Consider the following 13,897-nt stretch of genomic DNA (forward strand, 5'->3'; position numbering starts at 1 on the left):
CCCTCGGGCACCCCCCGGATGCGGGGCATCCGGGGGGGGCATGGATTGCCTCAGGCTTCCATGGCTGCGGCTTCACGCTCGCGTCTGCGTTCACCCGGGAACAGGGTGTAGTAGAACACCGGCGCTGCCACCAGAGTCAGGATGGAGGCAAACATCAGCCCCGCCATGATGGTAACGGACATGGAGGCAAAGAACGGATCCCACAGTAGCGGTATCATGCCCAGCGCCGTGGTGGTGGCGGCCAGCAGCACAGGTCGCACACGACTGATGGAAGCATGGATGATGGCCGGCGTTATGGTATCTCCGGCCGCCCGTTTCAGGTCGATCTCTTCCACCAGCACGATGCCGTTCTTGATCAGCATGCCCGACAGACTGAGCAAGCCAAGCAGGGCGGTGAAGGTGAACGGTAGTCCGGTGCCCAGTAACCCCAGCGCAGCACCATTGACGGCCATGGGCACCAGCAGCCAGATGACGAGCGGCTGGCGCAGGCTGCCGAACAGCAGAATCGAGATCAGTACCATGGCCACAATGCTGATCGGCAGGCGTACAGCCAAGGCTTCGTTGGCCATTTGCTGGGCTTCGTACTCGCCGCCCCAATCCATGCTGTAACCCGGAGGCAGTTCGACGGCTTCGATCTGGCGCCGTACCTGACTGAATGCATCTGCCGCCGTAACGCCGCTGACTGCATTGGCCTGCACCGACAGTGTGGGCTGGCGGTCACGGTGATGAATCAGGGAATCACGCGGGTTCAGCGTAAAGCCGTCGAGCACCTGTGACAGCGCCAGATAATCATTGGCGGCTTCGGAATAAACCCGCTGATCCATCAGGTGGCCGGGCTGGGCCCGGGAGTCTTCGGGCGCCCGCACGATGATGGGAATCAGTCGATCACCCTCGCGCACCTCGCCGGCACGAATGCCGTCGGTGGCCATTTTCAGTGCCTGAGCGGTATCTTCCCGGGAAATGCCTGCAGCCTGCGCCCGTTCCTGAGCATAGTTGGGCACCACGGTCAGTTCCCGTTCGTGCCAGTCGGTGCGCACGGCCTGCAGGATGTCGGGACGGCTGGCCATCACGGCGCCAATCTCGTCACCGATCTGGCGCAGCACATCGGCATTCTTGCCGCTGATGCGCGCCTCCACATCGGCACCGGCCGGCGGGCCGAAGACGATACGCTGGGTACGCATGCGTGCCTGCGGCAGTGCTTCGGCGGCGACATCATTCAGCGCCTGCATCAGCCGGGGGATGGCATTCAGGGACTCGGTTTCGACGATCAACTGGGCATAGGACGGGTCCTGCTGCTCCGGCTGATAGGTCAGCAGGAAGCGTGACGCGCCCTGACCGACCGTGGTGGTCACGCGGGCCACTTCATCCTGTTCCAGCAGCCACTCTTCCAGTACCCGCACCTGATCGGAGGTTTCGGTAATGGCCGTGCCCTGCTGGAACTTCACATTGGCATAGAAGATCGGCGTGTTGGAGTTCGGGAAGAACTGCTGACTGACCAGCGAGAAGGCGAAGTAGCAGGCTGCGGTGACGCCGACCAGAGTCACAATGACCAGCCAGCGCAGCTTCAGGGCACCGCCGAGGAACTTGCCGTAGACCCGGAAAATCCAGCGGTCATAGGGGTCATCGGAGCCGTCGATGGCGCCGCGCTTGAACAGTTTCGACGCCAGCAGCGGAGCCACGGTGACGGCGAAGATCCAGGACAGAACCAGGGAAATCGCAATAACGGCAAACAGCGAGAACATGAACTCGCCGGTGGAGTCCTGACTCAGCCCGATGCCGGAGAACGCCATGATGCCGATGACCGTTGCGCCCAGCAGCGGTAGCTGCAGGCGGCGCCCGGCGCGCCGGGCGGCATCCCGGGCAGACAGGCCGCGCCGCATGTCCACCTGCATGGATTCGGCAATCACGATGGCGTTGTCGACCAGCATGCCCATGGCGATGATCAGGGCACCCAGGGAAATGCGCTCGATCTCGATTTCCCAGATCCACATGAAAAAGAAGGTGGCGATCACGTTCAGGCCCAGCGACACACCGACCACAGTCGCGGCCCGCCAGCCCATGAACAGGGCCAGCACGGCGATCACTATGGTCACCGACAGCGCCAGCGACTGCAGGAAAGACACATTGGTCTCATTGACCACATGATGCTGCTCGTAGATGGGCTCCAGCGTAACCCCGACCGGCAACAGGTGGTCGATGGCCTCCAGATGGCGCTCCACAGCGCGGCCGACATCCACGATATTGCGATCCGACAGCCCGGCAATGCCAATGGTGAAGGCATCGGTGCCATTCAGCCGGATAATCTGCTGTGGCTGGTCATTGCGTGTCCGCTCGACGGAGGCGAAATCCAGCAGGTTGAGCAACTGACCATTGAAACCGATGGTCAGTCCTTCCACCGCGCGCACGGAGTCCTCCTGGGACGGAGATTCAAGCTGGGTGCGCATGCCCTGATTGATCGCCTGGCCGGAGTCCGACAGCGTGTCGCTGTTGGCAATGGCGCCCAGAATGGCATTGGGCGGAACGGCCAGATTGGAAGTCTGCTGCGGCGACGGGTAGACGTAGATTGCCTCTTCCGGCAGTCCCATGACCTCGACATCGGCAACGCCGTTTACCGTGAGGAGCTCGCGGCGCAGATAGTTGGCGATGTCATGCTGTTCGGCATCGCTGAACCCCTGGGCGCGTACCGCGTAGTAGAGGCCGTAGACATCGCCGAAGGAGTCATTCACGAAGGGCTCCTGCACCCCCGGTGGCAGGTTCTTGGCCGCATCGGCCACATTGTTGCGCAGCTCGGTCCACAACTGGGGCACGTCGGCCGGGCGCACGGCCATATCGAGTTCCACCGAGATGATGGACAGGCCGGGCTGATTGCGTGAGCTGATCCAGTCTACCTCGCCGATGCGCTGAATGGCCGACTCCAGTGGCTCACTGACTTCGGTGGCCACCTCGGCCGCCGTGGCACCGGGGTAGGCGGTGGTGATGATGGCCTGCTTGATGGTGAAGGACGGATCTTCCAGACGGCCGACGGAGTTGAAGCCGATCAGACCGCCGATCAGGCTGGACACCACCAGCAGCCAGACATAGAGGGGCTTGTCGATAGCCCATTGCGTTACCTTGAACATTTCAGTTCAGCCCCCGGAAACCGGTGAAACGACGTACGGCCTGGCCGTCACTGAGCAGGTGGACGCCGGTGGCCACTATCTCGTCACCCGGGTTCAGGCCGGAGGTGACGCGAATGGTAGTGCCATCCGGGGTGTCGATGGTGACCGGGCGTCGAACCACTTCGCCGGTGTCCGGGCCGGTCGATGTATAGACCATGACATGGGGGCTGCGGTCAGACGCAATGTGTACTGCCGTTGCCGGCACCACGAAGCCGTTTGCCTGCGGTGCCGGCAGGCGCGCCACCACAGTGGCGGAAGCGCCAGGCAGCAGGTTGCGCTGCACCGGCTCGGTCAGGGCCAGAGTCACCACATAGGACTGTCCGATGCGGCCCGCCTCGGCAATGAACTCGCGCAGCTCCAGGCCATACAGCGGGCCACCCTGGGTCAGTTGCAGATTGAACAGAAGGTTGGCCGGGTCGCCGATTTCCGCCAGCAGACGTTCCGGCACATCGATGCGGACCCGAATTTCCGACATGTCATGCAGGCGCAGCACCGGCTGACCGGCGGAGACAGTCGTCCGGTTGGCCACCATGCGCTCGGCTACCAGACCTTCGAACGGGGCCTCCAGAGTGGCGTCATCCAGCGCTGCCCGGGCTTCTTCCAGCTGTACCTCGGCCTGATCGCGTGCGGTCTGAGAATCTTCCAGCTGCGCCTGGGTGATGGCGTTGCGTTCGATCAGTTGCTGGTTGCGTACGACGCTGCGTTCGGCCTGCTCCAGCGACAGCTCGGCCTGGCGCACATTGCGCTCCAGCGGTGCCAGGTTCAGCCGGGCCAGCAGGTCGCCGGTGCTGACAAAGGAGCCCTCAACGGTGGGGAATTCGACTATCTGGCCGCCAACCTGAAAAGCCAGATCCACGGTCTCCCGCGCCGCAATGCGGCCGTAGAACCGACGCTCTGCGCCGACATCCGCAGGCTGGACCGTATGCAGCCGCACCGGCTTGAGATCGGTGTCGTTGGTGGTTGACTGCGCCTGGGCAGGCATGGTCAGGCCCAGCAAAGAGAGTAGCACCAGCAGGGTGCCGAGGATTGGCGCTGCAGCGTGCAGGCGCCGAGGCTGTTCAGGTAGTCGCATGAGCGTAATCCCTTGTCAGGAGTCAGTGACAGTTTTGAGTGTTTCGGATACTACGTTTACACCGTTAATATTGATAGTGACATTCGTAATGAAATTACAGGCGCGCGCCCGGCTTACAGAATCGCTACAATGCTGCCATGGAAACTCTAGCCGCTGCCATCACCCTGTTCCTGATCATGGACCCGCTGGGGAACATCCCCATCTTTCTGTCCATTCTGTCAAAAGTCAGCCCGCGCCGACGCTATTGGATACTGGCCCGCGAACTGGTGATCGCGCTCGGCATCATGCTGCTGTTTCTGTTTGCCGGTTCAACCATGCTGGGGGTGCTGAGCCTGTCGCAGGAAGCGGTTGCCATTGGTGGCGGGCTGGTGCTGATGATCGTCGCCATCCGCATGATCTTTCCGTCGCGCGGCGGGGTCATGGGTGACGATGATGACAGCGAACCGCTGATTGTGCCGCTGGCGGTGCCCCTGATCGCCGGCCCCTCTCTGCTCGCCACCCTGGTGCTGCTGGCTGACACCGGTCCCGACCGCACCGCCGACTGGCTGATTGCCGTCGGCCTGGCCTGGGTTGCCAGCGCGGCCATTCTGATGTCCTGCAACCTCTGGTTCCGCCTGCTCGGTCAGCGCGGCCTGAAGGCCGTGGAACGCCTGATGGGCATGATACTGGTCACCATCTCGGTACAGATGCTGCTGAACGGCATAGGCAGCTATGTGCAAACGCTACAAATGTGAACTGCCGATGTAGCCCTTTGTACAGGCCGTCAACACTCCCTCCGATCTTTATATAAAAAGCGTGACGCGCGTCACGTTTTACCTGCAGAAAACAGAACCGTTTCGACACAAAGCAGAAGTAATATTACGCCGTGGCCAGAGGGCTGGTACTTGCGGCATGCACGCACTGTGGCGGCGCCAACCACGACCCAAAAAATTGATACCTCAATGATATATCAAGGAAGTTCAGCTATGAAAATGCACATCTTGTTAGGGCTGTCATTTGTGTTGCTGCTGTCGGGCTGTAATGTTGAAAGCAGTTCAGGAAATAGCGGATCAAAGGGTTTGGCAGATCAGGTGGAGACGAATGTTGCCGCCAGTGCCAACGGTGCTGTTGCCACTTCAGCGTATAATCCGGATGACGCCATGAAACTGATTGATGAAGACGACACCACGTGGTGGGCCAGCAATCCGGGCGAACCGATTATCGTGGAGTTTGCTGAAGTAGAGGATATTGTCAGCCTCAAGCTGACTCGCACCGAATCGTCAGCTCCGACAGGTACCAATCCGGCTATTCTGATTGAACTGTCGGAAGACGGCATAACGTATGCCAAATCCAATGTGTCGATTGTTATTGGCGGTGTTGCATGTAGCTCAATGAGTACAAGTAGCACTTCGATGTCATGCACCTTGGCGGAAGCTCGTGCCACAAAATTCGTTCGTATCACCAGCAGCAACAATTCATACGAGCTTCGTGAGCTTGAAGTCATTGCAATGAGGTAATACCGGGCTCTTTGATTGCTGCGCAATCTCCTGCCTTGCAAAGGCCAGCCTTACAAACGGCTGGCCTTTCTTTTTGGGGCATCTCATGCGCCGGGGGTTATACCAGGTTGCGGCGGGTAGGGGCGGTGAGCAACAGGCTGTCCAGCAGGGCCAGTTGTTGGTTGCGGTAGAGTTCCTGTTGCGTCTGTTCCGTAAGATCAAGCAGCCTGGCCCGAGCATCTTCCTTGACCACGGTGCGGCTGATGTCATTCAGTCGATACTCCGTCATCTGATGATGATACTGGTTTTCCTCTGTGTGGATGGCACTCACCCAGCGCCCCATCTCATAGCGTTGCTGAGTACGGCGAGTGCTTTGTTCGTTGATTTCAATGTACTGATAGGTCTGGGTTTCAAAATCAACGTCTTCCAGGAACGACAGCGGACGATAATAGCTGGCAGACAGGCTGTAGTGTTGCTCCTGGTCTATGGAGAGTTCAATGGGCGGCCGGCCGCTGACCCGGCTTGTCTGACCGAGCTCCAGAGTGAAGCCCGCGCGCTCCATGAATTTTTCGGAATGCGTGTTGGGCTGCGTGTATTTGCTGGTGAACGTCGCACTGAAGTCCTGCATACCGGTCAGCAGGGTATTGTCCGGCAATTTTTCCTGCGCAATGGTCGCATTGCGTGACTCGGTATCGTTGAGTTGGTGCAGCGTCGCAAAGGAATCAGCCATGAAGTCTGCCAGCGCCTTGTCGCCGTCGGATTTCTTCACACTGTCGCGAATCAGCTCAAGGTAGTGCGCAAGGGACTGCGCCTTGGCTTCGGCGCCGGTCAGGGTGTTGCCGGTAAGGTCGAGCGAGAGGTCAACCTTGTTGCCGTTCCAGTTGATGGAGAGCGTGCGTTCTTCCGGCGTGTTGTTCAGTGTCAGCGCATAGTGGTCGGTGCCGCTTCTGAAATCCAGCTTCAGCTTCTCGAACAGGTCGCTATCGAAGCCCTCGAGCCCATCGAGTGTCAGCTTCCCTGTTTTCATGAACTCCTGGGCCAGGCGTTCCATCAGTTCGGACATTTCACCCAGAGCTTCGCGCTCGGCGTCGCTCAGGTTGCCGTTGATGCTGACTTTGGCGGCCAGGCTGTTGGCACTGAAAAACCCGGGTTCCAGCTTGTGGGACAGTTCAATACGAACCGAGGTGCCGCTGCGCGTGGTTAGCGAGAAACCCAGTGTCTGCAAGGTCGTGCTGCCTCTGGCAGAGCCGATGCCGCCGACCCAGTGCTCCAGATCCCTGTCGGCATTCGGGAGCGAACCAAACCGGGCCAGACTCTGTTCAAAGGAATCTGAGCCGGAGGCGATGCGGTCAAACAGCATGCCGGTCAGGCGTTGCAGCGGGTTGGACCCGGCGCGTTGTCTTCCACTGAGGTTGGACTGCATCTGTTCGCTGATGGCATCGGGCGTCCAACTGGCCGGTTGACTGGGCAGGGGCGCTGGCCGTGCATAGGCTGAGGTGCTTCTCGCCTCACCTTGCAGGGTCACCTGAACGCCGGGCGCATCCTGAAGCGCGGGCATCTGGTTGCTCGATTGCGGTGCCGATGATTTGCTGTAGGTCGGCTGCTGTTGCAGCGCCATACCCGTGGTCAATCCCTGGGGAACAGTTGGCATGATGGGTGCCTTTAGAGTGGTCCTTGTCAGCACTGTAACGGCAGCGGATGTGAGATCTTTAGCGCAGAAGACACACCTGATGCAGACGGCCTGTCTCCTGGCCGAATTTCCGGTAGTATCCGAAGAGATTTGAGGTACCGCTTCGCAGTCTGCAGGAAACAGACTGCGGTGGTTGCCGATGTACGGAAAACCCTTGTTCAGGGCAGATTGAAAAACAATGGCTTATATCAGTTTCTCCACCGCTGATTACAGTGAGAGAGATCGGCTGGACATCGCACGGGACACCTATGGTGCCGTCGCCAAGGTCGACATAGAGCCTCGAGAGGGGCGGCCCGTTCAGACCAGAGGGCAATTTCAGGTTCTGCCTGGCGTTGCGGTCGCCCTGATCGAAAGCTCTGCCATAGAGGCCAGGCGCAACGCCGCGCTCGCGGCCGATGGCCCGGACGACCTGACACTGCTGGTCAATCCTTCCGCCCGGGGCGGCTGGATATCACAGCGCAGTCAAGGCAGTGATATTGCCTGCGGCCTCGGAGAAGGCTGCCTGCTGAGCGCAGGTCAGCCCGGCAATATCCGGTTCTTTGGCCGGTCGTCGCACTTTCTCTGTATCGCCTATACCCGAGAGAGCCTGGTGCCGTCGCTGGCCAGTCTCGGCCGGGTCATGGGTCAGCCGATCTCATCTGGCGCTCCCCTCAGGTTGCTTACCGACTATGCCTGTTCATTGATACGCGAAGGTGAGGGCCTTTCCCCCGCCTCAGCCATGGAAGCTGCCACTCACCTTCACGATCTCGCCGCCCTGACCCTGGGTGGCGATCGCGATGCCCGGGTTCTGGCCCGGGGCCGCGGCCTGCGCGCTGCACGGCTGCGCGCCATCAAGGCCGACATGGCCGCGCATGCCAGACACGGAGACCTGACGGTGGAGTGGGTCGCCAAACGGCATGGCGTGTCGACAAGCTATGTGCGTGCCCTGTTCGACCACGCCGGCACCACCTTTACCGACCACCTGCTCGATCAGCGCTTGCTGCGGGCCCATCGCCTGCTGACGGACCCTGATCTGGCCGACCGCTCCGTCAGCGAGCTCGCTTTTGCCTCGGGGTTCAACAACCTCTCATGGTTCTACCGAGCCTTTAGCCGGCGCTATGGTCAAACACCTTCAGCACTGCGGCCCTGAATAGCCCCCGGAACCGGTTCGCCAACGCCGCAGAAGATTTCCTGCCCCTATGTAGCGCTCAGTGGAAGTCGCAATAACGGAGATCAGCTAGTGTCCCCAGCTCTTCGCAAGGGGTAGGGGCCCTGAATGATGGATCGGAACGATCAAACAGCAACCGTATGCTCGGCTTGGCCTGTACTGCTGACTATGGCGACATGTTTGTCGGCCGACCCCGCTTTGGCCCAGCATGTGGTGGTCCAGGAACATGAAACTCTCAGTACCACAGGCGGCAGTCAGCCTGCTATCGAGACTTCAGATGCGGGCTACACGATTGACGTGCTGGGTCGCATCGTAACCAGCGGCACTTTCAGCCACGGCATTGATGCCACCGGTGGTGGCAACAACACGATCAACGTTTCTGGAAGCATTGAAACCTCCGATTGGGGCTCTTATGGCATCAATGCTACGGGTGGCAACACCACCGTTGATGTCTCGGGCCGCGTAGAAACGACTGGGAGCACTACCATTGCCCTCCGCGTTGGGGGCTTTGTTGGCGAGAATGTACATAACACGATCCATATCTCGGGAAGCATAGAGTCCGCCCATACGGGTGTCCTGGTTGGAGGCGAGTACAACACGATCGACGTCTCGGGCAGCGTAGACAGCACCGGTACTGCCATCCAGTTTTCCAGAGACAGCACTGTGGACGTTTCTGGAAGTGTCACATCCATCAATCTTCGTGGCGTCCATGCTCAGCAAGACAGAAATACAGTGCGGATCTCCGGGAGGGTTGAGTCCGTGAACCACAACGCCATACAGTTTGAGGGCGATGACAATCTCCTGGAGCTGCACAACGGCTTCGAAGTAATCGGCAATGTGGTCGCGGACGGTACCGGCAATACCCTGGTGCTGGATGGTGCGGCTGATGGCACCTTCGATCTCGACCTGATCGGCGATACGGCCCAGTACCGGGGTTTTGACCATTTCGAGGCCAGTGGTGCCAGCACCTGGACGCTGACTGGCGCCAGCGACACCGACTGGACCCTGGACGACGGCCGGCTGGTGGTCGAGGGCACTCTGGGTGCGGTTACCGTCGACGGCGGTGTGCTCTCCGGCTCCGGCACAGTGGGTGATACGGTCATCACCAACGGTGGTGTGCTGGCCCAGGGCAACTCCATCGGCACCCTGACCGTGGAGGGCGACCTGACCTTCCAGCCGGGTGCTGAGTATCAGGTGACGGTGGACCCGGATACCGGCGCCAGTGACCGGGTCGACGTCACTGGCGAAGCGACTCTGGCTGGCTCGGTGCTCCATGTCGGCGCCAGCGGCCCCTACGGGCCAAGCAGTGACTACACCATTCTCACGGCAGACAACGGGATCACCGGTGAGTTTGATGATGTCACCTCCAACTTCGCCTTCCTCGATGCGGCGCTGGCGTACAGCAGCCATGCCGTCACCCTGCAGCTCGCCCGCAACGATGTCGAGTTCGTCGATCTGGCCGGCACCCGCAACCAGCGTGCGGCCGCCGAGGCCGTGGCCGCTTTGGATGAAAGTGATGCCCTGCACGATGCCGTCGTGGGGCTCAGCCACACCGCTGCCCCCGGGGCGTTCGATGCCCTCTCCGGCGACAGCCTGCTGGCCGGGCTGGCCGGCAGCGGCCATCTGCTGGGTGGTTTCTCCGACGAGCTGCGCCGCCGCACCAGCCCTCTGGGCGGCCGTGCCGCCGGGGGCAACAACCCGGGTTCCGAGCCCGAGACCTCCGGCACCGGGGCCTGGGTGCAACTGCACCACCAGAGCTACGCAGAAGACCCTGATGGCAACACCGGCAACCCCGAGTTCCGGTATCAGGGTCAGGCCGTTACCGCCGGGATCGACCGCCAGTACAGCCCGGCCCTGCTGGTTGGCTCTGCCCTCGGGCTCTATCAGGGCGAGCTCAGCATGGATGACCGCCTCGGCAGCGGTGATCTGATGGGTGGCTTTCTGGGGGCCTATGCCCGCTACCAGGGCAGCCGCGCCGCCTATCTGCGCGGAGATCTCAGCCTGGGCCTGACCCGGGTGGAGCAGGACCGACAGGTGCTGGATGACACCGCCACCTCTGCCACCAATACGCTGGGTGCCCGGCTGGCCGTGGAGACCGGACTGGATGCCCGCCTGGGCCTGCTTGATGTGCGGCTCTATACCCAACTGTCCGGCCAGACGCTGAGCCGCAGTGACTTCAGCGAGTCCGGCGCGCCGGCGGCAGCACTGCGGGTCGATGCCAGCCGCCAGACCTGGGGTGAAGCACGCCTGGGTGCAGATATTGGCCACACGGTGCTGATGTCCGGGCGCTGGCTGCGGCTGCAGGGTGAGGGCGCACTGGTACAGGCCTTTGGTGACACCCGCACCGAGCAGACGGCGCGCTTTCGGGCCGGCGGCGAGCGCTTCACGGTCTACGGGGCCGACCATGACGGCCTGCGGCTGGTGACCGCACTGGGCGCACAAGCCTACCTGACCGACCGGCTCTCCCTGCAGGGCCAGTGGCGCGGCGGGTTCAGCGACAACGCCACTGACCACGACATCGCACTGGGTCTGAGTGCACTGTGGTAGGCAAAGGAGAACACCTCATGCGGAGTCTTGTCATACTGTGCAGCGTTCTGCTGCTCCAGGCCTGCACTTCGGCCTCGGTATCGGATACGGACTGGCCCGGTTATCGCACCGGCGCCGAGGGCGAACTGCTGCGCGACCATCGTGGGCGCTGCTGGCGCACTGCCGACTGGCGTCCGGACCATGCAGTGCCGGAGTGTGATATGGCCCTGGCCGAAGAGCCGGCGCCGGTGCTCGAGCCTTTGCCTGATCCATTACCCGAACCCCTGCCGGTGGCTGAGCCTGAGCCGGAACCGGCAGTCGAGTCTGTCCGAAAGCCGGAGCCCATCTGGAGCACACAAGGCACTGTCGTGCGCTTCGCGTTTGACGACGCCACGCTGGGCCCCGACGCCCAGGCGGCGCTGCAGGGCTGGTGGGCTGCAGTCTCTGCTGCACCACAATCGAGACTGCGCATCGAGGTCAGCGGCCATACCGACCGCCTGGGCCGACCAGAGCACAACCAGCGCCTGGCCCGCCAACGTGCAGAAGGTGTCGCAGCCTGGTTGCGGGGCCAGGGGGCAGGGCGAAGCACGATAGAGGTGCTGGCGGCGGGGGACGGGGCACCGGTAACGGGCAGCCAGACCTGCCCGGAGACTCTTGACCGCAGAGCCAGCATTGAGTGCCTCGCCCCTGATCGCCGGGTAGAGGTGACTGCCACCCTCATTCAGAATGAATAGCGGCCTCGGTGATTTCAGCGATCTGGAAGAACCAGACCAGTTGCTCTTCCGAGTCTTCAAACTCGACATGGCTGAGCGCATTGATTCCGTAGCAAAGTCCCCCTAATCTTGCCAGGCAACTTCTGGCACCCATGGGACGTTGCACAAAAGGACCAGATTAAAGGGATGCAGCAAATGAGCGAAGTGAGTGTCTCCTGCCTGATTGCTGCAGCTTGTATCGCTGTGGCTGGGTGCAGCAGCCTTGAACCAGGGCGCAGCAACACTACAGATGGCCATCAAGGCGGCAAGAACGGGCCCTCCTTCACGGACCTGGTGGACGCGAGTTTTTTCAATGAAAGAGTGACCGCAATTGTCCCCCCAGCGGACAGCTCGGTGGTGCACCTCACCCCTGTATCCGATCCGGCTGAGCGTACCGGCATTGAGCTCGGTCAGGTATATTTTGGTGAGTTTCAGCACAACGACAGGTTTTTGCTGGAACTCGAGCCCGGGCGCTACACGGTGCGTTTTCGCGGTATTGACCCCGGCACGGCGGGCACGAGAACCGGCGACATGGATATTTTTCACACCACCGATGCGTTCGAGAATCCGCAATTCTCCGGCGAGAACACCATCAAGTTCCATGAGTTTCAGGCGGTTGGAGATGTGGCAGCGCGGCTGCTTGTAGAAGAGCTGACACTGGTTTCTGCCTACGGATTTTTCTATGACGATGGCGATGGCACCATCGGCTTCACCATTGAGAGAGACGATGTATCCACCGAGCCCGGGCCCTTCAATGGGAAGTGGGACCTGGTCTTTACGGAAGAACTCGATAACGCAGAGTCAGGACGGTCGGCCAGCGGCATCATGCGATATATGCAGGTACAGGGTGATCTGTATATTCAGACAGTCGATGAGAACAATGAACATTTTGGCACCAGTATCCTGCAATGGCAGCCCGGCATTGTACTGGACGGCAATGCACTGACGGCGCGGGTCATGCGATTCAATTCATGTTCGACCAGAGATATATACCAGCTTGGACATGACGAGCTTGAAGTCAGTGGTGATGCAATGTCTGGCACCAGCCGGGTGTTTCGATGGGATTTTCCTGCAGACGCAGACCCCTTCGCAGTGGTGCCCGATACGCAGCGGGCAGAACGTTATTCGGTTGTTGGAGTACGGCCATAGCCTGATCGGGATGCCGGGAGATTCGATCGTTCTCGACGGTGACGATATCTACTTGAATGGGGTCCGAGTTCCGAGGGGGCTCGTGAGTTCCGACGATAACATGAGAATTTACGAGGAGAGCTTGGGCGATCTGACCTACCAAGTCGCTTTCTTGAATACGGAAAGAGAACCTGTCATTGCAGTAATTTGTCCAGTTCTGTCGTCAGACGGGTAATTTCATCGGCTGAGAGGCCGGTGCGCTCGGCCAGGTTTTTGACCTCGTCGGCGACCACCGCGAAGCCGCGTCCGGCGTCTCCCGCGCGAGCGGCCTCTATGCTGGCGTTCAGACTGAGCAGGCGCAGAGTTTTCAGCATGTTGAGAATTTTCTGCGTCTCCGAGACGATCAAGGCACTGTGTGATTCCACGACTTCCGACTGTTCGCGTCGGCGCAGCTCATTCTCTTTGCGTTCATTGATGTCGATGACGACGCCTTCCAGATACAGGATGTTGCCGTCACTGTCTTTCACGCCGCCGCCGTTTTCATTTACCCAGACAATGGCGCCGTCCTTGCGCTTGATGCGGTAATCCACATTCCAGCCAGTATTCGCTTCCAGCGCTTTTTCAACAGCGTCATCCACCAGGGGTACGTCGTCTTCCAGAATAAGCCCGATGTAGGAAGCCCGCTTGTTTTGTATCAGGTCTTCCATGGTATGACCGGTCAGTGTTTCAACACGCCCGAACATGTTCAGCATGGTGTAGTTTTCATCCATTCGACAACGATAGAGGAAGCCCATCATCCGGTTGGCAATGCTATTGAATATCTCGGTCTCGTCCGGCAATGAAGCGATCCTCAAACAGGCGGTTGGGTTGAATGCTGTCGATCAGTTTTGAAGTACGAAGATTGTATCGACGGCCCTATAGGCTTCTTTAAGCTCTTATGGCGCGTACC

General features: G+C 60.4%; 11 protein-coding genes. 6 read left to right on the plus strand and 5 right to left on the minus strand.

The genetic code is table 11. The annotated features are described in order from the left end of the window. Positions 1–50: 50 nt before the first annotated feature. Together E4656_RS10340 and E4656_RS10345 are read right to left on the minus strand one after the other, a co-directional pair. Positions 51–3,119, minus strand: a complete 3,069-nt coding sequence (locus tag E4656_RS10340; protein WP_135483147.1) for an efflux RND transporter permease subunit — start codon at positions 3,117–3,119, stop codon at positions 51–53. 1 nt (position 3,120) lies between these two features. After that, positions 3,121–4,230 (minus strand): efflux RND transporter periplasmic adaptor subunit, encoded by a 1,110-nt coding sequence (locus E4656_RS10345; protein ID WP_135483148.1) that lies wholly within the window; start codon positions 4,228–4,230, stop codon positions 3,121–3,123. 137 nt (positions 4,231–4,367) lie between these two features. Between E4656_RS10345 and E4656_RS10350 the strand changes: the two genes are divergently transcribed. Further along, positions 4,368–4,964, plus strand: coding sequence for a YhgN family NAAT transporter (locus E4656_RS10350; protein WP_135483149.1), 597 nt, complete (start codon positions 4,368–4,370; stop codon positions 4,962–4,964). A gap of 231 nt (positions 4,965–5,195) precedes the next feature. Next, positions 5,196–5,726: a hypothetical protein gene (locus E4656_RS10355; RefSeq protein WP_135483150.1), complete on the plus strand. Its 531-nt coding sequence runs from the start codon at positions 5,196–5,198 to the stop codon at positions 5,724–5,726. Positions 5,727–5,823: 97 nt separating this feature from the next. Here E4656_RS10355 and E4656_RS10360 read toward each other — a convergent pair whose 3' ends face one another. Continuing rightward, entirely contained in the window at positions 5,824–7,356 is a 1,533-nt protein-coding gene (locus E4656_RS10360; protein ID WP_135483151.1) for a hypothetical protein, read from the minus strand. A gap of 217 nt (positions 7,357–7,573) precedes the next feature. On the opposite strand from E4656_RS10360, the gene E4656_RS10365 reads away from it, so the two are divergent. Next, positions 7,574–8,524: a helix-turn-helix transcriptional regulator gene (locus tag E4656_RS10365; RefSeq protein ID WP_135483152.1), complete on the plus strand. Its 951-nt coding sequence runs from the start codon at positions 7,574–7,576 to the stop codon at positions 8,522–8,524. A gap of 291 nt (positions 8,525–8,815) precedes the next feature. Here the strand turns inward: E4656_RS10365 and E4656_RS20235 are convergent, their stop codons facing one another. Beyond that, positions 8,816–9,070, minus strand: a complete 255-nt coding sequence (locus E4656_RS20235; protein WP_167856019.1) for a hypothetical protein — start codon at positions 9,068–9,070, stop codon at positions 8,816–8,818. Between the two features lie 231 nt (positions 9,071–9,301). Here E4656_RS20235 and E4656_RS10370 point away from each other — a divergent pair, with 231 nt between their 5' ends. From E4656_RS10370 to E4656_RS10380, 3 genes are all read left to right on the plus strand, one after another. Continuing rightward, positions 9,302–11,089, plus strand: a complete 1,788-nt coding sequence (locus E4656_RS10370) for an autotransporter family protein (RefSeq protein WP_167856020.1) — start codon at positions 9,302–9,304, stop codon at positions 11,087–11,089. A 17-nt stretch (positions 11,090–11,106) separates the two neighbouring features. Beyond that, positions 11,107–11,802, plus strand: a complete 696-nt coding sequence (locus tag E4656_RS10375) for an OmpA family protein (RefSeq protein WP_135483154.1) — start codon at positions 11,107–11,109, stop codon at positions 11,800–11,802. A 174-nt stretch (positions 11,803–11,976) separates the two neighbouring features. Further along, complete coding sequence (locus tag E4656_RS10380) at positions 11,977–12,969, plus strand: hypothetical protein (protein WP_135483155.1); 993 nt, start codon at positions 11,977–11,979, stop codon at positions 12,967–12,969. Positions 12,970–13,142: 173 nt separating this feature from the next. Here the strand turns inward: E4656_RS10380 and E4656_RS20620 are convergent, their stop codons facing one another. Next, entirely contained in the window at positions 13,143–13,787 is a 645-nt protein-coding gene (locus E4656_RS20620; RefSeq protein WP_276605968.1) for a PAS domain-containing protein, read from the minus strand. Between the last annotated feature and the right edge of the window lie 110 nt (positions 13,788–13,897).

The organism is Natronospirillum operosum, from assembly GCF_004768465.1.
Classification (GTDB): Bacteria; Pseudomonadota; Gammaproteobacteria; order Pseudomonadales; family Natronospirillaceae; genus Natronospirillum; species Natronospirillum operosum.